The organism is Psychrobacter sp. ASPA161_6 (genome assembly GCF_051970285.1).
Lineage (GTDB): Bacteria > Pseudomonadota > Gammaproteobacteria > Pseudomonadales > Moraxellaceae > Psychrobacter > Psychrobacter glaciei.
The window spans coordinates 1,339,309-1,357,446 of record NZ_JBEFNJ010000001.1; the positions used below are offsets into that span (position 1 = coordinate 1,339,309).

The following is an 18,138-nucleotide window of genomic DNA, read 5'->3' on the forward strand; positions in this document are numbered from 1 at the left end:
CCTGATGCCTATGTTTATTAGGGGATAATAAGATAGGTTTATTGTGGCAAGTTTTGGCGGCTAGGCTGTGGGGGTGTTCCGTTGGGGTTTAGGCAAAGAAAAACCCACTCGTTAAAGTGGGTTGTTATTAAGTAAGGTATATCACCTTTCAAACATCAATGGTCGTAACTTTTGAAAGGTCGCTGTCACTTTCACTACCTCACTACGACCCGTACTACTAATCTCAGGACGGGCGCTTTTGGCACCAACCAACCATGATCTTGTGATAACTGGCTCGCTATTGGGTTTTTTATGATTAATAAGGCCAACACTTAATTTGAAAGCGTATTTTTTAGACTCGTTCACCGTGCCGTCATCATTAAACGCAAGTTTATGACAAGCTCGGTAGGAGTTGGATATATCGCCATTGATGGTCTCAATAAACGTAACATCCATATCATCGGCTGTTTTTTGCGTCAGATACCCTGCTTGATACGCGCCAGCGTAAAAGGTCTCACTATCAGCACTACCCAGCGACATATCTGCCTCAGTTGCTAGGTAGCATAATGTTTTATCTCTAAACCAAGGAATGTTAGGGCCATTGCCGAATATGTCTTCAATCTTGACCACATACATACACTGCAATAACGCTTCATGTACCCGTAATCTACCATAGAGTAGCTGTAAAGACTGCATGTACTCTGAGTTGGTTGCCGCGCCTAATTTTACACGCCCAACATCATTCTTGCCAGCGACTAGCGCTTGTACTAGATCAGTCCTCATAGTCGTCATCCATATCATCCAGTCCTTCAGGCAGCTCGTCATCTTCAAAGTCGTCATGCTTGCCGCTGTCACTAGGAGGTTGCGGCATCCCTGCTGGCAAGCCACCTTCCTCACCTATTGGCGGCGCGGTAATAGCAATAGCGACTTTTTCAGCAAAAGCTAAGTCATAGTCTAAGCGATCCTCAAGCATTAGCTGTGTCGCTTCTTTGCCAAGCCCTAAATCTTTTATCATCTGCACCGCTTGCATCTCGATAGTCAATGTATTGGCCTTGTTTTGCTTATTGCTCAGTGCTTGCGCGGTTGCAGCTCCGGCATCTGAGAAGAAGTCGAACTGCCACGGATATTCTTTAGCATCAAAATACTCATCGTACTTAATACCCCAATGAATACTCATTAAGTGATTAAAGGCATCAATCAATGCGGTACGGATAAGGTTGGATCGGCGCATGATCTGTGCCGACGTTTGAAAAGCTGCACCATCACCCAATCCACCTGCCAGCATATCTGCCCAGCCCACTAGGGATAAATCAATCCCTAGGCCACCTGCCACGCGGCGAAGGTTAAGCATTAATGTCTCAGGGTTAAGCGGCATGTTACGCTGTGATAAGTCCCCTACTGATTGCAGTATTTGCTTATCGCCCCACTGTGGCAACACATGATACTTAGTGCCGTGCAATGCCTCACCGCCTTTAAACGCCTCTTGTATCTGATCGCGGTAATTGGTCAGCATTTTAGTAATACTTTCTTTATATTTGTTTTGCTGTTTTGGCGGCATACCTTCCATATTGACCGTTAAAAAGGCTTGCTTAACACTATCGGCTATTTGCTGATTGTTGAGTCCAGCAAGGCTAATCACAACATCTTTCCACGGCCCCTCGACTGGATAAAGGAATGAGCCGCCGATTTCCGCTGGCAAGATAGGATTGTCACAGCGCTCATCATAGATTAGTGTTTTCTGATCTTGCCATACCTGCATGGTCATCTGCGGGATAACTTCAATGCGCTGCATTTTGACGCGCAATAGCTGCCTAGGGGTAAGCTTGGCAATAGATCGCTCGTAGTCCTCTTCTTCTAACCCATGAAAGCCGACGGTCTCGCCTGCCTGCTCAAAAGGCATGATAAGCGATGGCGCGGTATGGCGATTGTTCATAAGCCCTACTACGCCCTTACGCTTGTCAGTGTAGATACGTGCGTAACTGTCCCCATAGGCGATGGCTTGACGCGCTAAGGTAAAAGCGTATCGGTTAATAATGGGCGCGATATGCAATGCTTCACGCTCGACCTTATCGCGCAATTCTTTTGCACGTCGACCTTTACCACGTACACGCTCATGTGGGGTGATAAAGATCATATCGCCAGTAGTCTCATGCCCGCCTAGTGCTGCGGTAACATGCAAGCTTAATGCCTCTGCTATTTGCGGGTCCTTTTGCATCAGCTCCCACGTTGAGTAAATATCTTGACGGGTTCGCGGTGCGTTTTCAGGACTGTTAAAGGTGCCAAGCTCCATTTGGTTGAGCGCTTCATACTGGCGGTTGACATCACCAATGCTAGCTGGCGTGATAGACCGCTTGATCTCACGATTGCTAATCAGCAGGTTTGACATGGTGTTAAGTAGTTTCATTTTTTACGCCTAATTAATTGGGTTTGCTGACCTGACCGCCGCTATCACCTGTATGACCATGATATCTAACTGATATATTCCCGGCTTTTACATCTACTGTTGCGTAAATACTACCGTTGATCTTTTGATTGCCGTATGACACGCTATCGCCATTAATCGTTTGGCCACCATTGATTGTTTGATTGCCTGCCATGAAGTAATCGCCTACTTGGTTGATATCGCCTTTGGCGTTAGTCTGTGCGGTAATATTAAAGTTACTAGCCTTAAGGTTTACAGTGCTTGCATCAAGGTTGATGGTTTCAGCTTTTATATTTACAAAGTCTTTAGCATCAAGGGTAATGGTTGAGCGTGCCAGCAGCTCGATGTTTTCTTGACGAATACGCCTGGTATCGATAACTGCCTTTCCCTGTCCATGGCGGCGGTAAAAAGCAATCACTGGCATTGAGGTGTCGCCTTGCTCAAAAAACACCCAAACATCCGCGCCTGGTAGTAATTCGCGCTCAGTATCTAAGTCGTCATCGCCTATTGGATAGGCAAGCATGGCGGTTATGCCATCCTCTACACCATCAGTTAATCCTGCAATGGATACCTTAGCGGTGCGATTTACCTTGTCGTAGCTGATAAGTTTGGCTGGGTGTATGTAGGGTGATAAAAAACTCATGATCTATCCTCCACTGTGGCAAGCCATGCTTTTGTTGCCATGACAGCGGGACCACCTAACGCGCCTGACTCAAAGCGATGGGCGGCAGTTAAAGCAACTAGGGTTTTTTCATCAACCTCAATTAGCTTGCCTGCGTCCAAGCGCTCATCGAGCTGGCGGGTAATGGTGGCTTTGGTGATGAGTATGCGGCGCAAGTTTTGCAATTCACGGTTATCTGCGCGTGGGTAGTATTCTATTGAGCGTTCAGGTCTTGCCGTGCCTAGAATATCCGAGCCATTGTCATCGATAGATAGGTAATTGACGTTACCGTGCCGGATGGCATTAGGGTGATCGATCCACTGTACTGCGCTTTTGTCAAACAAGGTTGGATCGCCTATCATTAGCTCGTTTAGACGGATAACTGATAGCCCTTTTCCGCTGTGCTTAATAACAGCCGATTCCTTTTGCAGTGCTTTAGCAATAGCTACGGTTGGCATCTGTCCTTTTAGGCAGACGAAGCTGGCAAGTTTGATATCACGCTTTATTCTTATCTTAGCGCCTAATGCGCGGTACACCTCGTTAAAGCTGGTATTCTCTAGGCTAACGGCTTTTTTGGTGACGCCTAGCAGTGGCTCGCATCCTGTTAGTACGGCAATGATATGCAGCGCAGCAATACGCTTGCCAGCCTTGATAGATTGCTCGTTGATGACTTGTGATTTAACGATGGTTAATGACACGCCTTGCGGGGTGGTTAGTTTTTTATCGATCAATAGTAGCTTATGCAGTCGGTCATCAGCCTTGACGACCAGCTCAATGGTGACGGGCACGGGCACAAGATCAGTGCGGTATATTGCACTGATTAGATTATTGCCGATTGAACTGCCATCTTCGATCTGAATATTCATGTAGACGCCTAACTAAAACTATGAACTGGATTATCTGCTACGATTACGTACTCATCTAATGAATCGCTAGCTGCACGTAGTCGCAAATCAACATGATACTTATCACTGACTACTATGACAGTAGGTTCGGCTTCTAAGTTGTTCTCGTCGTATTCATAGCGTTTTATATTACCAATATCGTATCTAACGTACTGGCTTGGGTGTAACTCACCTGTAACTTCCTCTATTACATCGTTAGCTTGAGACTCACTATCAAACACTAATTTATAATCAATCATTAGTTAATCTCCAATGAACGTATGCGACCATAACCACTGTGTACTATCTGCCCATTGCTGATTGATAGAGTTAATGTGCTATCCCAATCGCCTGTAATGGCTGTGCATGTTACCTTGCTTTGAATAAAATCAGCAGGACGTGTTACTGGCGCTGTGGTTGTTGGGATATAGCTACTAGATACCTTACCTATCTCATGTTGCTCATAAAGGGCAGTAGCTGCTAGATTATTGCCGATAGCGGTATAAGCGGAGCTAGGTGGAGTATAACGCATAGAAGTGCTAATGTTTTCTGAACCGCTACGAGTAAATACTATTTTGCTTCTCCCATTTACCTTACTTATTTTCATTGTAGGGTCTAATGTTAGTGCGTGGTCAGAGGTTTTTACGTAAGTTGCGTCTTTTACGTTAACCGTAAATGTAGTTATTCCTGCATCACCTATCGTTACCTTTTCAAAAGCTGTATGCTCTGACTTTATATGTATAGTTGAAGTCATATATCTACCTATAGCATAATACACAGCAAAGCCAAAATAGCCGAATGTACTCTCTGTAGTTAAAGATACATTATTTCCATTCCACGTACAATTTACGACATTTCTACTGGTAGCTAAGTTAGTCGCTGCTTGCTCTATTAATAAACCATCATCAAATCTAGGTGTATCAACTGCGTACTCAACTAAGCCAGTCTCTTTTACTAGCCATGCTTTACCTGCACGATTGAAGTCAAAGACCTCCGCGAAAGTCTTAGTTACGCCACTTGCTTTGTATTCACCCGTGATGAAGTTAGCGGATAGCTTAGGTGGTGCTTGCCACACTAAACTTTCACCTAGGTATGCTCTGATAGTATTTGTTACACCTATCGATATATTTTTTATCATAGCTTTATCACATATAAGGTATTAGCATCTTTTGGCGTAACAGCGTCATACTGAACCTGTGCGCCTGTCCATACCTTGATGCTTTTCTGGGTGCGTTGGTCGATAATAGTATTACCATCTACACCATCAGCGCCTTTGAGTGACAAAAGCCATTCATTTTGCGTGCCAGCAAAGCCATTAATAACCGCAATCTCATAAGCTGATTTACCATCTTGACCCTCATTGCCAATGACCGAAGCAGGACTACCAAATTGTTGTGACATAATTAATCCTTATCTCGTGACAATAACTGACTGATCGCTATCAGCATTGAGTACATTAAGTCGCAACCACACTGGTGCGTCTCTATGAAAATTAGCGTGCTCAGCAAGGGTGATACGCATGAAAACATCTGTGTCGCTGGCAGGTTTTGTGCCGCCTACCACTAAGTCAAAAAACGTCTTATTGTAGGCGTCTCTATCATTAACAGACTGCACCTCACACTGACTAGGCGCTAACCGCACCCATTCACGAGTTACTAAAACTTCTACGGTTTCTGCCATGTTGTACTCCAAAATTTATCTTTAAAAAACTCGTCTAAGGCGTTGTTTTCAGGAATATCTACACTAAACGGCTGACACTGGAATGCCTCACGCTTCATAACCTCAAGTGACTCTTTGTAGTATTGCAGCGCCTCGCTTGATGACATGCCAGAGGGTTGTACGCCTAAATTCTGTGCGCCCTCCATACGGCGGGCTTGCACAAGGTCGCAATGAGCACGAACGACCGGCTCTAGTATCAGCCAGTCATCCACACCTAAAACGGTATTCTCAGTGATCGTAAGTAGTGGCTTAACGCATGAGGCATCGTCTTTTGGGCAATGCTGCAATTCACCTGACCAGCCAGCGTATTTCTTGGTATTCACGATCATGATCTTAACGACATCGCTAAGCATGACCGATGAGCCAGTCGTTAGCAGCTCGTCATACAGCTCATCGCTAGCATCTTGCAATGATCCGATAACGTGATGGGCGTCTGTGTCAGTGGTGCTCATAGATTAGCCTTGGCTTTATTGATTGAGATTAGGGTTAACCGAAGATAGTTACATCGTTTGAGTTAAACTGCGGGGTTAGGCCGCCAAGACTGCTAAGCGCATTAACCAGCGTGTTAGCAAACACATCAGCACCGCTACCGGTTGCACCGATCTTGCCACTTTGACCAAAATAGTTATAACGACATGAGGCTTGCACCTGCAATATCTGGCTACGGCTGGCTGCATCAATCTCACCGCCGCCATCGGTAAAGGTGATCGCACAATCAATCAATTCATATTCACGACTGCCCTTGATGTTGTCGCCGTCACCGATAAAGCCGTCATAGATACGTACTAGCGGCAAGATACCGCCATGCTTGACTGCAATTTCTTCAGCGAATTTAGAGATCGCGCCTGACTCAGTTTCGATTAACGTCCACTGACCCTCAAAGTTGGTTTTAAGTGTACCTGCTACGTGCGCTTGCAGACCACGCGCATAGTCAACATCAGCACTATCGTTATGACTCATGATAGGGCGCTGAAAGTTTTGAATAAGCATATATAGATTGTTGTAACCTTCAGGTACTAAAACCGCATTACACGCCAGCATCGCCGCGCCTAGTGATTTTGCGGTTTCATACTGCTTGCGGTACGCCTGAGCGCTAGGTGTTTTGGTTTTCATGAAGTAGCCCTATAAGATGATAAGTAATAGAGCTATTTTGACTTGCTTTGGGCGGGCGTGTTTAGGGGTGTTCCATGTGCTAGATAAAGAAAAACCCCACTATTTCTAGTGAGGTTGGTTGTTAGATATATCGGTTTTTTACGTGGGCTTAATTTCCCAGTGTGTCAGTGCGTACTTAACTTGCGTTTTAGATTCAAATGCTAAGGCTATAATCTCCTCATCGCACTCATCGCAATTAACAACAAACTTTTCACAAAGTCGCGCCCATTCAGTATGCCAGTATTTTGTGTCCAGATCGGCTTGGCAGTGAGGGCAATTTAACTCTGATTCGTTATCATAAACTCTGTTGCGAGTATCATCAGGACTTTCACCGTCATACATTAGCAAGTGGGTGTCCATCAAATCCTTTATAGTTTCTGTTATCTCATTTTTGCCACTCAAAGTATCATTAGTAATACCCCATGACACTGATTCTGCTAGATGGTCATAGCAAGCAAGGCGTATTGAATCACTATCAATATACACTACATGAATTATGCAGTTAAGTGCACCATCTGTAGCAAGCCACCTTTGCCCTACCTTTACTTGGTTATTCATATCATTAACACCTATTCAGATAAAACACCCTACAAGGTGTGGCAATCGGGGGTGTAATCCGACTTTCGAGAGCTACTCTAGCCACATAATCATTATACCACTAATAAGGCGAAAAGTTAGCGACTTGAAATATCTCACCTGCCAGCGCGACCTTGACGCCCATGTTCTCAGTATCAATACTAACTGCCACCTCTGGCACAATCTGCCAAGGCACTAAGCGCGATAGCGTGGGCGCAAGCTCTGACAATTCAGTGATATCAATATTAGAATCTATCTTGATGCGAATGCGGCTGGTTAAAAAACTATTAGCCCCTTGTGACTCGCTAAGGTATAGCGGATAGCTGCTTGCTTGTGCTATTGAGTGCCAAAGCCTGGCTATCTCGTTTTGATTTGGGTATAGCATATCAAGCATGAATTGCAAAAACGCTAGCCCTCGCTCACTAGCCATTGATTCCCAGTTCGCATAAATAACGCTCATAAGCTTATCGGACAAGCCACCATCATTGCGACGTAGTACCGCTAGGCCGTTAAGTTTGGTGAAGCGCTCAACCACAGTAGGACTACCAAGCCACGGCACGCCATAACTATAAATATCATTAAGCTGATCTACTTGATAATCCTGAACCACAGCAGTAAAAACCCCTACCATCGCTCGCTCAAGCTCATTAGCTTTGTGAGTAAAGGCAAGCGGTGCTAAAAAGTCACTGGCATTTAGGGTTGTGTTGTCCATATCACATTGTCCATATCGCATTACCGCTGTCAGCAGTACGGGTTAAGTTAATAATGATACTATCGGCATCCAAAAAAGCCCATTCATGCGGTTTTACCGGCTGGCTTGCCACGTCCTCACCACTGACAGTAAAGTCACTAATGCGATCTTGAAAAGCGCTTATCGTTGAACGTATGCGCGTGGCAATTTCCTGCAAGTTAAAGCCATCAGCATTATGATGAATGGCGGCAAGCGAGCCTTTACCATAGTCTGCTAGCAATAGCTCTTTAATTTGCGTGCGTACCGAATCGATATCATGCACCGCTGCTAGTCGACCGGTGATATTAATCGCATAAGGGCGTAATGCTACCGCTTTTACCCTGACGCGGCCCTCAAGCAAGCTATCAGCACGCGCCACCAGTTGCTTAATATCCGTAATAAGCTGCTCACGCTCAACTGCATTGCTCGACTTAGCGACTACGGTTAAGTTTAGGTGATTAATATCGTTCACGTTAGCGCCATAGTAGCGCTCATGGATGGTTTCATTCCATATGGCCATGTAGTCAAAGCGATTCATAAAGTGCTGCATCACCAAAAAGGTGAAGTTACCCATAAATACCGCGTTTCGGTCATACATAGACGGGAAGCTGGCTAGCAATCTAAGCTGATTGATGGTCAAGGGGTTAGCCCCTGCCCGCACCATGTCACCCGCTTTAAAATATAGGTTTAACTGGCTCTCGTCGCTGACATTAATCTCACTAAGCGCGGCTTGCCTTAAGCTGCTAGGGTCAACCTCTCCATAGCACTGAGTAATCGAAATTTGGTACACCTCACCTGCCTGTACTGTCTTACCAGCCCTATCGCTTGCCCCAAAGATCACATTAATATTGGTTAGATTGTCGCTTTGCAGCGTGTAGGCTGGCGCGTTTATTGCGGCATTCATAAAGTTTGGCGTGTGCTGATAGACTTCGCCTGACGTGGTATTGACGACACTGATACCTGCAAAATAAGCGTCATCCGTGGTAGACAAGCCAGCGGTATAAAATGGCTCGTTAAGCGGTACAGTCATATCAATACGATTAACAATACTTTGCTCAGCCAATACCGCCTTGCTTCCACCGCTTGCCACCGTGACCGCTGCTAGTAGTCGCCATTGTCTGCCTGTGCCATCCTCGACAAGCCGACCTTGCGATAAGGTAAGCGTGACCGCCGACCCGTTCTCAACGGTAATTTTATGCTGGCAAGGTGTGGCAACCGGAAGTATGCCTTTGTTAATAGCATCGGCAATGATGGTACGGTTTTTTGACTTGATAAACGGCTCAATCGCATTAACATCGTTGTCGCGTTTTAAGAAGATAACCGCCTCAACGATTGAGGTCATCATGGCGCGCACCGTCGGATCACCTGCTCGCCAGCGCTCAGCTACCTCTGGGTAATCATTAATATGACTGTTAATGCTATCAAGTATCTTACTGCGCTCTGACATCGTAATAATCCTGATCTGAATTTTCGGTTTTGGCCTCACCTAAATCTATCGCAATGTTGCCGATAAATAGGTACACGTAGAGCTTGTCAAAGTCGCGGGTTTCGGTGCTGATACTAAGTTGACTGTCATCGAACTGAGCCAGTAACGGTATGTCGCGCCTAAGCTTTTTAAGCAAATTGTCCGCATTGTCGCTAGATAGTTCGCGTAGCAGCATATTACGCACGTCAGCGCCGTAACTTTGACCAAAATAGCCGTTTGGCGGGGTATCGAGCCAGTGATTGACCATCGCTTTGATTTTGTCCGCATCAATCATGAGTACGCGCCCCTAGCGGTGCTTGGCTGCGGCATTGGCTTGTCATCATCGACTACTTCGGTAGAACCAATAAAGCGGCTATGCTTGACGCAAACAAGTAGCACATACAGCCATATCATAGGAGCGCCTGTCGCAAACATGATAACCAAAAGCCCTATACCGCCTGCACCCCACGCCTGACTTGCCAGCATGAGGCCATAAAAGCGCCATAACATGAAGCTTAGGATGGCAATAAAAGGCACAGCGATAATGATGGATGTTTTTAATAACCTGGTGATCGCCATCAAAAATGATTCAGGCGTGACCAAGTTATTAAGCTCGGCAATCCGTGATCGGCAAGTAAAGTATAGATAGATGAGCGACACCCAAACGGTGCCAGATAAAAATGCATCGACAATATAGCTGTTTTGCATAACAATCCTTACAATACGTGGCTTGTGACAGCTTACGGCTGGCTAGTTAAGGTAGTTAGCTGCTGCTCAAGCCCTGCTTTCTCTTTGGTCTTGATATCAATAGTCTTATCAAGATCACCTGCGTCGTTGACGAGCTCGTTAAGTTGCTGGGTTTTATTCTTAGGTGCGGGACCGGTGCGCGGCTTGCGTATTTTTTGCTTAGCACGTTTTTTATCAAAAGCGTTTTGGCCGGTGCGTAGCATATTACCCAGCGCGGTCACTGAGGCATCAAAGGAAGGCTTGTAGCTGTTATCGTAGTCGCCTGATAGCGGTGTTGACTTGCCGTTAATATCAATACGGAAGATATCAAAACGCTCAACATCCTTGCCGTTGTCATCTTTAGCAGTGACCACACGCAAGTATATTTTAACGCTCTGCCCGTTCTCTAGCACCATATCGACAGGTCGAGCGCTAGCACCTGAGACGCGCGCGGTTTTACCTACCTCAACAATAGGGATGGCTTGCTTGGTTGATTTTTTGAGCTGCGCCACAAAGTCTTTGACAAGCGGTGTTTTTTCGGTGATATCGGATAATTTCATAGTGAGCCTAAATAGATAGTTGCTGATTGATCTATTGTATCGCTGTCCATGCTGGCTCGTTTGGTGTGTTCCATGGCTTCATATGGAAAAAACCTAGCCATTGCTGACTAGGTTTTTGTGATTTAACGGCTTGTACTACTGCTTTGATCGACAGCCTATTGAGTAGCAACTAACAATCAGTATTACAACCAATCCCACCAAGGTGCACTGCTTTAGCGTGATACTAGAAACTGTACCCTCTAAGAAGTCAGTGTTCATCAGAATTAGCGCCATAATGATAAGCTGAGATATTAAAAAATTGAGCTTTAGTGAGCCAAGCTCGCTGCTAATATCAAAGCCATTTTTCTTTAAAGAAGCAATTAATTGGTTCATGGTCAATCCTTAGTTCTTGCCAAAATTAGCTTTCGTGCTACGCGCATAACCCGCATTTTTAAGTGCTTTTAGGCGGTTTGGATTGCCTTTGTAGATATTGGCTCGCAAGCCCTTACCAAACGAGCGCATTTGCTTACGAATAGCGGAGGACGTGCCAGCTTTGCGACGTGCTTTTTTAAGCCCGGCGCGTTGCCCAGCATTCAGTTTGACTTTACCGCTAATACGCTTATTGATTGTGACCTTTTTGCCGTTACGAATAGCCTTAACCGCTTTGTAGACCAGTGTTTTACCATTAACTTTCTTAACGGTTTTCTTGCCAACACGCAATTTTTTCTTAGCAGCATCAAACTGGTATTCATCACTCATACCATCAAAGCTCTCTTCGTCGTCTTCGTCGCCGCCATCATCGCTATAAGCAAAGCTTGCGACAAACTCATCAAACGCTTCGCCATCGTCCGGCATGTTTTCAAGTACGGTCTCGCTTGCAGCCAAACAAGCCGCATCAGCCACATCAATCTCATCATCAAACAGATCGGCGATAACCGCATCTTCAACGCCCAATGTAGATAGCGCGTCTGATACGTGAGCTGAGAAGGTAATACGGACATTTTCGTCGATCTCGTCCATATCGCTATCATCATCATCGTCGTCAGTAAAGGCTTCGATCATAAGCCCGTCTAGCACTTCACTTGGCAACAGCTCTTCATCGTCATACTCGCCATCCGTTAGTACAGCGGATAGCATAAAGGCGACATTTAAAGCAGCAAGGCGCATCTGGCTAGTGGCAGTAATTGCCATACGCTCAGAGATAGGATCAAGCTCCATCTTATCGGCGGCTTCTTGCGGGGTTAAGGCATCAAACTGTGCTTGTGCTTGGTCGTATTGACGGGCAAGGCGGCGCTGGGTAATAAAATCTCGTGACATAATAAAATCCTTTCGATATATATGGGGTTAGGTGTAGCGCCATACCCTCATGACGCTGTTTAATGTAAAAACGCTACTTAGTGACCGTCCCTTCAAAGAATACTTGACGGGCGCATCCTTCAGGACGGCGGCTAAACTTAATATCCGCTTTACTAAACGGATCATCAGCGCGTGGGGTTATTTGCAGTAGATAATACAAGCCGCCAAGCTCAGATGGTAAAACGAGCAAGCCTGCTGCTACGCACGAATCAAGGGCGCGGCTACATTCGTCTGTGGCATCACGTACAAAACTGGTCATACCCTTAAGCATGTGTTTTTTGACGATAGACAATACAAGATTGGTCGTATAGGTCTCAATCTCAGCGCTATTGGTTAAACGCAAGGCGCTATTTTCACTATCGTACTGAGTGATTGCGTCGCCATAAATCCAGCGATCACCACCTTCAAAGCGCTCGTTAATAACCACGTTCACGCCAGCGCTGGCAAGTGCGTTTTGCGCCTCTTCATCAAGCACTACGCCTGCCATTTTTTCCATATCACGAAACGCCACTGGGAAGTCGTAACCAGCCACGGGGCGATTGATAGGCGGTATGCCTGAACTATTGGTACGCGCATTGCGTAGTAGCGTTTGCGCCAAAAGATCACCAACGCATGGACGCCACTTTTTACGTGCCAGCACGGTTGCCGCATTGTTAGGACGTGACTTGTTGGGATTCCAGTAGAGCGTTAAGCGGTGATCGTCGATACCGATAGACTCAGCCAACGCGGTGACAAGCTCCCAACTGGTTAAATTGCCCACATCGACCATCACATGGCAGTTGATCTTATCCATCACCTCAGCAAGCGCTTCGATGTATGGCAAGCTGTCGGTCTCAGCACACACTAAGTAGCGCGGCTGATCCTTCATATCAAGCAAGGTACGCTTTAGCTCATCGGCGGTTGCTGGCACGACGGCTGTGGCTGGCACAGCAATAGTCTTACTTTTGATGCGATAGTCGCCCATCTGATTTAAGATGCCATTGGTGGTGAGCGCGGTTTTAATAGCAGCGGCTTGAGCGACGGTATATTTGGTCTCGACACTTTCAAAGAAGTCGTACTCGCCATCAAGCGCACCGTAAAAATCAAGCTTGCCTACAATGTAGCTAAGGTTATTAGGGTATTGCTCTTCTAATGCCTCAGCACCGCCACCCGTGAATAGGCGACCTTGCATCTGCGTGATTAGACTGTTATCAATCTTATCGCGTAGCTCGACTTTAAAAACGATGTTATTGAGTGGGTCTGTGGCGCTGACAGCTGACTTTTCATCAACCGCTACGATGGTGGCGACAACATTGTCATCAAAGGCGTAGTGCGTGGTCATCTCAATGCTGGCAAGTGCTGCGGGGTTGGCAGCGTCACTCAACGTCATGGATGACGCAAGGATACTTAGGAATAACGTCTGAGGGGTCATGGTAAAATGCCTATACTGTGTTGGTATTCCATCAGTATAGGCAAGGTTAAGGTTAGAGGTTTAGGGGTGTTCCAGTGTATGCTAGTAGTCCGGAGGCAGCATTAGTTGAGAATTAATGGTGTACGAGCCATCTGGGTTTTTAATGGCTGGTGTAACGCCTTGCTCTGCGAAATACTGTAAATCAGCTTGCGTATACTCAGCAGGGTCAACGATGTAATCAAATAAATCTTGGTCAATGTTTGCACTAGGTAGCTTAGATGCTGGGTATAGCGTTATGACGAACTCACCCTTATTATCTGTAAAACCATCTAGCAACAGTTGACCTGCTGCCACAGAAAAGTCAGTAAATATTTTGTCGTTTATACCAAAAATATAAGCAAAATTTGAATCTAGTGGCAGTGGCACTGGTGGAGTGGGTGATCCATTCCCCAATAAATCAGTTTCATAGGCTAAAAACAAAAAAGTAAGGTCGTCCCCATTACCAGTCATTGTAGTTGAGGTAACAGCTCTCGACGCATGAACGTACTCGGAGCTTTCTCTTATTGACGCTCGGATTGGTTGGTTGTTTAGCTTGTAAACTATTCCTGCATTGACATCTGAGGTAACCTCTATAATTTCTGATATGAGCTTCAAAAAATTCATTTCGGGTGTATCATCACCATCGCCACCGCCCGAACCATCAGACGGCGCCGTTACTTTCCCGACGTACCAACTCTCCGAACGCTAACCTGACTCACGCCACGATTAAACACATCCTCAACCGCTTGATAGCTAGGGTTAGACGGATCATGACCTAGCATGGCTTTGTAGTTATCACGAGTGACAACAAACGCCTTATCCATGCGCCCACGCTTAAACTTGCCAGTGATAACCGCGTCCCCTGTCGATGGGAGGCTTGTACCTTCTGTTTTATCTATAACGCCTTGGTTTTGAATACCAACCGCTGCACCTAAAATATTACTCTCAATCATGGTGATTCCTTGATAGTTTGATTTGGGATGAGCAACCACAGTCTAATTGCAGCCACTCAGCAAGCCCATTTTTTAGTTGGTGATAGTCAGCTTATTACCACGGGTGTGATTGTACTGAGTGATATTGCGTAGCACCTGCTCTTTGGTAGCATAACCTTTGATGTAGACTTTAGTGGTCTCGCCAGCGGTCACCAATGTACCGGTAGCAGGCTCTAGCATATTAAAGCCGCCATTATTTTTGACTTCCACGTACTCAAGCTCACTTACGGCCGTTTTGGTAGGCGCTTTGTCAGTGGGTACTGAGCTGCTATCGGCTGCTTTATCGCCTGTTTTTGCTGGCTGGTTAGCTTCGTCTGCGCTAATGTCATTGCTGTTACCAGTATTCGACGGCGCATCACTGTCGGCAGTGTCAGCCACTCCATCAGATTTTTCGCTGTCGTCCGTGCTTGCACTATCGGAGCCGGTATCGGTGTTTGCTTCACCATCGACCTGAGCGCCATGCTCATCGCTAGTATCGTCTTGAACCGTCTGTGCATTTTCATTGCTATCGCCTTTGTTGATTGAGGTTACTGATTTAGTAGAGTTGCTAGTATCGCTATCGCCACCGCTGTCACCGCTAGTAGCAGCGTCAACGCGAACATCGTCATCAGTGCTGCTATCAATAGCCTTAGCGCTATCAATAGTTTTTTCAGCATCATCTTTAGTTTCTGCATCATCATTACTCTCAAGCTTGCCTTGATGGTCAAGCAAGCGCCACACCAAAGCTGCTTTATTGTCTGCACTCAAGAACTCAACGTCGGCTTCTATAAGCTGCATTTCAAGTTTATCGACAGTATTATTGTCATACGTCTTTTTAAATTCAGGGTTTTGTTCAAACGCCTTGATATTATCGGGTAGTGCCTTTGCTTCTGACATGATATTGATCCTTATAATAAATAATTATGCTTAATATATTTAATTGAAAAACCTTGCTGCCAGCTATGACAACAAGGTTTTAGTGGCTATACCGTTTTAACTGTTTGCTAGCAACTTATAACGCTGGCAAGTTAATCATCTCAATCAGCATGAACTGATTAGCGAAACGCGGGATAGGGTTCGTCTCAGCAGCAGTGCGGCTATAGATAGCCACGTCTTTCTCATAAGCATTGCCATTAGAGGTCATAACCATAGGCGGTACAGCGACCATACCGACAAACGGTGCTTGTGCTGGGCTGATTGCGCGTGGCACTAGCAAAGCGTGAGCTGTGGTAGATGATCCGGTCTCATTGAACACGCCCATAGACTTAGGCACGTAGTAAACGTTAGCACCGCTGTTTTTAAGCGTACCAATACGATAGATACTGGTCTGGTCACCAGCACTCTGACCTGTTGATGTGTAGTTCTCACCACTTAAGCCTGAGAAGAATGCTTGCCCGCGATCTGAGACGTACAAGTCATAACCACCAACGGCCAAGTTAATAGCGGTTGAAAGACGGGTACGCGCCATACCAAGAGTGATGTTAATGTTAGCGAAGGCATCAGCGATATTAGTCGGTGATACGCCGCCTTTAGTGAAGTCAAACGTGACCACACGACCAGTTTCAGGGTCTTGATTAGCCAAACACATATTGATAGCGGTACGAAGCAAGCGACCTGTCTGCTCGAAGTATTGCTTTTGCATAGCGATGGTCTGTACTGCACCGAACCAAGATAAACCAAGCTCGTTCATTAGCTGGGTAATTGCATCGATGGTTGCCACTGAGCGAGAACGGTTAGGGAAAGCGTAGATTGAACGATGACCAAATTCCATGTCGATTGATGGCTCACGTAAAATCTGATTGCCATTGTCGTCTTTACGCTCATAGTCAAAGAATAGCTCAGCAGTCACATCGCCTTCAGCGGGTTCAGCACCAGCAGAGATATCGAACTGTACGTTGATTACATGCGTATCAAGATCGGCGGTTGCGCTGGTTAAGATATAAGTATCGGCACCAATAGTAATCTCATCAATCGGCTGTAAAGTGCTAACACCAGAAGTTGTTGGATGACGACGGCTTTCATCGCTGCCGATTTTAATACCTTTTACAAATACCGAAACACGGCCACCTAAGAATGGGGCTTTAGTAGATGAGGTATCAACTTTAAACTGAGTAGTCTTGTCCGCTTTAACGCTGGCAGTGTAGGCCACATGCGAGGTTAAGCTAAACGCACCAGTAGCACCTTTGTCCATCGTCAAGATATGACGGTTTTCAGTGTAAGGCATACCCGCCTTATCACCATCCATCGCGTCGCCTTTACGCATAACGCCCATATTCATGCCAGCAACCGCCGTACCAAACACGATAGGCAGCTCGTTTGAACCCATAGGGTTAGGTAGCATAGATACTAGCGGCAAGCTGTTAGCGATACCATAAGTGATAACCACTTGTGTTGCGGCTGGCACGACTGATAACGCTTCGTGATGACCTAGTGACAAGCTGTCAAACGTAGGTTCTACAGTTGAGTCGTACTGGTCAGCACCACCAAACGGCATAGCAGCAGTCGCAAGGGCAGCAGCTACAACATAGGCTGACGGCTCTTCACCACCATTACGGCGTTTATATTCGATAATACCTTCGCTAATACCATCAAAAACCGCTTCAGGGTGATCCTTGATGACGGAATGGCTAAGCATACGCTGCATAGACGATGGCAGCTTGTTAAAGCCTACACTGCGATCAGAGTGTTCGTTCTGAGCTAGCATAGAGTCAAACGCGGCGACTTCTTGACCCGCATTCGCTTTGTTGGTGAAGATATGCATGATACCGCGCGTGGCTTGCACCTCTTTATGGGCGGCATCGTTTAACTCTCGTGCTTGTTTCTCTTGCATGGGGATAATCCTATACGGTTGGTTGGTCAGGTGATTACATATAACTGATATGATTATAGTAATGCCTAGCCAAACGGCTCGTTTAGGGGTGTTCCATACAGCAAAAAGCCAGCGGTTAGGCTGGCTTGATGGTTTGATATCTTACTTGTGTTGTTTAGGGTTATCTATCAATATTGAAATTCAAAATAGCTTTAGTTATCTTTTCTGCATCTTTAACTAGACCGTCAGTTTCAGAAGAAAGGTATTTATCCGCGATTCGATTGATTACTTCCTGCATCAAAGCCTGCTCTTTCGTTAGTGGTTCGCGTTCTGTGCTCATAGGTATTGCCTTTTGGTTGGTGGGTTATACTGGGTTTGAGTTACGATTGATTAGTAATTTTCGTTATTAATTTTTACTCATGAAAATAGGTGCTTCAAAGATTGGACTGTTTGATACATACGTTGGACGTCTTAATTCGATATGTTTTGTCTCCTTTATTTGTAAAAAACTATGGACTATAGCGGCGTTTATCATAGGATCGGGTATATTGCTTGTTCCCATTAGCTGTAAATAAACAGCGTCATGTGACGGTGACGATCTAAATAAACCCACACAAACTCTAATAACGCCGTCCTCCATTGGTATCTTGTAGTATAGGGAGTATAGGCGATCAATGCCAGATTCAAACGCCTCATTAAACCCCACCCAAACATTACGGC

General features: G+C 45.7%; 24 protein-coding genes. All 24 read right to left on the reverse strand.

What is annotated here, in order from left to right; genetic code table 11:
• Positions 1-141: 141 nt before the first annotated feature.
• A complete protein-coding gene (locus tag ACTQ9T_RS05430; protein ID WP_440464318.1) occupies positions 142-762 on the reverse strand; it encodes a hypothetical protein in 621 nt (206 codons plus the stop codon).
• Positions 752-2,383 (reverse strand): hypothetical protein, encoded by a 1,632-nt coding sequence (locus ACTQ9T_RS05435; protein ID WP_440464319.1) that lies wholly within the window; start codon positions 2,381-2,383, stop codon positions 752-754. Before ACTQ9T_RS05435 ends, ACTQ9T_RS05430 begins: the two co-directional genes overlap by 11 nt.
• A gap of 13 nt (positions 2,384-2,396) precedes the next feature.
• Positions 2,397-3,044: a hypothetical protein gene (locus tag ACTQ9T_RS05440; protein WP_440464320.1), complete on the reverse strand. Its 648-nt coding sequence runs from the start codon at positions 3,042-3,044 to the stop codon at positions 2,397-2,399.
• A complete protein-coding gene (locus ACTQ9T_RS05445) occupies positions 3,041-3,928 on the reverse strand; it encodes a hypothetical protein (RefSeq protein ID WP_440464321.1) in 888 nt (295 codons plus the stop codon). Before ACTQ9T_RS05445 ends, ACTQ9T_RS05440 begins: the two co-directional genes overlap by 4 nt.
• Before the next feature lie 8 nt (positions 3,929-3,936).
• On the reverse strand, positions 3,937-4,206 hold the full coding sequence (locus tag ACTQ9T_RS05450) for a hypothetical protein (protein ID WP_440464322.1): 270 nt from the start codon (positions 4,204-4,206) through the stop codon (positions 3,937-3,939).
• Positions 4,206-5,084: a hypothetical protein gene (locus ACTQ9T_RS05455; protein WP_440464323.1), complete on the reverse strand. Its 879-nt coding sequence runs from the start codon at positions 5,082-5,084 to the stop codon at positions 4,206-4,208. The genes ACTQ9T_RS05450 and ACTQ9T_RS05455 overlap by 1 nt, the downstream gene beginning before the upstream one ends.
• Positions 5,081-5,347, reverse strand: a complete 267-nt coding sequence (locus ACTQ9T_RS05460) for a phage upper tail fiber protein (RefSeq protein WP_440464324.1) — start codon at positions 5,345-5,347, stop codon at positions 5,081-5,083. Before ACTQ9T_RS05460 ends, ACTQ9T_RS05455 begins: the two co-directional genes overlap by 4 nt.
• Positions 5,348-5,356: 9 nt before the next feature.
• Positions 5,357-5,626 (reverse strand): hypothetical protein, encoded by a 270-nt coding sequence (locus ACTQ9T_RS05465; RefSeq protein ID WP_440464325.1) that lies wholly within the window; start codon positions 5,624-5,626, stop codon positions 5,357-5,359.
• Positions 5,611-6,117: a hypothetical protein gene (locus ACTQ9T_RS05470; protein ID WP_440464326.1), complete on the reverse strand. Its 507-nt coding sequence runs from the start codon at positions 6,115-6,117 to the stop codon at positions 5,611-5,613. The genes ACTQ9T_RS05465 and ACTQ9T_RS05470 overlap by 16 nt, the downstream gene beginning before the upstream one ends.
• A 34-nt stretch (positions 6,118-6,151) precedes the next feature.
• Positions 6,152-6,778, reverse strand: a complete 627-nt coding sequence (locus tag ACTQ9T_RS05475; protein ID WP_440464327.1) for a hypothetical protein — start codon at positions 6,776-6,778, stop codon at positions 6,152-6,154.
• A 138-nt stretch (positions 6,779-6,916) separates the two neighbouring features.
• Positions 6,917-7,375, reverse strand: a complete 459-nt coding sequence (locus ACTQ9T_RS05480; protein ID WP_440464328.1) for a hypothetical protein — start codon at positions 7,373-7,375, stop codon at positions 6,917-6,919.
• Between the two features lie 100 nt (positions 7,376-7,475).
• Complete coding sequence (locus tag ACTQ9T_RS05485; protein WP_440464329.1) at positions 7,476-8,105, reverse strand: hypothetical protein; 630 nt, start codon at positions 8,103-8,105, stop codon at positions 7,476-7,478.
• A gap of 1 nt (position 8,106) precedes the next feature.
• Positions 8,107-9,570, reverse strand: a complete 1,464-nt coding sequence (locus ACTQ9T_RS05490; protein ID WP_440464330.1) for a hypothetical protein — start codon at positions 9,568-9,570, stop codon at positions 8,107-8,109.
• Positions 9,554-9,883, reverse strand: coding sequence for a hypothetical protein (locus tag ACTQ9T_RS05495; RefSeq protein ID WP_440464331.1), 330 nt, complete (start codon positions 9,881-9,883; stop codon positions 9,554-9,556). Before ACTQ9T_RS05495 ends, ACTQ9T_RS05490 begins: the two co-directional genes overlap by 17 nt.
• Positions 9,880-10,296 carry a hypothetical protein gene (locus tag ACTQ9T_RS05500; RefSeq protein WP_440464332.1) on the reverse strand — a complete coding sequence of 139 codons (417 nt, stop codon included), beginning with the start codon at positions 10,294-10,296 and terminating at the stop codon, positions 9,880-9,882. The genes ACTQ9T_RS05495 and ACTQ9T_RS05500 overlap by 4 nt, the downstream gene beginning before the upstream one ends.
• 32 nt (positions 10,297-10,328) lie before the next feature.
• Complete coding sequence (locus ACTQ9T_RS05505) at positions 10,329-10,874, reverse strand: hypothetical protein (protein ID WP_440464333.1); 546 nt, start codon at positions 10,872-10,874, stop codon at positions 10,329-10,331.
• A gap of 135 nt (positions 10,875-11,009) precedes the next feature.
• Positions 11,010-11,246 carry a hypothetical protein gene (locus ACTQ9T_RS05510; protein ID WP_440464334.1) on the reverse strand — a complete coding sequence of 79 codons (237 nt, stop codon included), beginning with the start codon at positions 11,244-11,246 and terminating at the stop codon, positions 11,010-11,012.
• Positions 11,247-11,255: 9 nt separating this feature from the next.
• Positions 11,256-12,170 carry a hypothetical protein gene (locus ACTQ9T_RS05515; protein ID WP_440464335.1) on the reverse strand — a complete coding sequence of 305 codons (915 nt, stop codon included), beginning with the start codon at positions 12,168-12,170 and terminating at the stop codon, positions 11,256-11,258.
• 73 nt (positions 12,171-12,243) lie between these two features.
• The gene (locus ACTQ9T_RS05520) at positions 12,244-13,620 is read right to left on the reverse strand and encodes a hypothetical protein (protein WP_440464336.1); all 1,377 of its coding nucleotides are present in this window, start codon (positions 13,618-13,620) and stop codon (positions 12,244-12,246) included.
• Between the two features lie 81 nt (positions 13,621-13,701).
• Positions 13,702-14,262 carry a hypothetical protein gene (locus ACTQ9T_RS05525; protein ID WP_440464337.1) on the reverse strand — a complete coding sequence of 187 codons (561 nt, stop codon included), beginning with the start codon at positions 14,260-14,262 and terminating at the stop codon, positions 13,702-13,704.
• 50 nt (positions 14,263-14,312) lie between these two features.
• On the reverse strand, positions 14,313-14,591 hold the full coding sequence (locus ACTQ9T_RS05530) for a hypothetical protein (protein WP_440464338.1): 279 nt from the start codon (positions 14,589-14,591) through the stop codon (positions 14,313-14,315).
• A gap of 72 nt (positions 14,592-14,663) precedes the next feature.
• Complete coding sequence (locus ACTQ9T_RS05535; RefSeq protein WP_440464339.1) at positions 14,664-15,506, reverse strand: hypothetical protein; 843 nt, start codon at positions 15,504-15,506, stop codon at positions 14,664-14,666.
• 115 nt (positions 15,507-15,621) lie between these two features.
• Positions 15,622-17,439, reverse strand: a complete 1,818-nt coding sequence (locus tag ACTQ9T_RS05540) for a hypothetical protein (RefSeq protein WP_440464340.1) — start codon at positions 17,437-17,439, stop codon at positions 15,622-15,624.
• A 160-nt stretch (positions 17,440-17,599) separates the two neighbouring features.
• Positions 17,600-17,758: a hypothetical protein gene (locus tag ACTQ9T_RS05545; RefSeq protein WP_440464341.1), complete on the reverse strand. Its 159-nt coding sequence runs from the start codon at positions 17,756-17,758 to the stop codon at positions 17,600-17,602.
• Positions 17,759-18,138 lie beyond the last annotated feature (380 nt).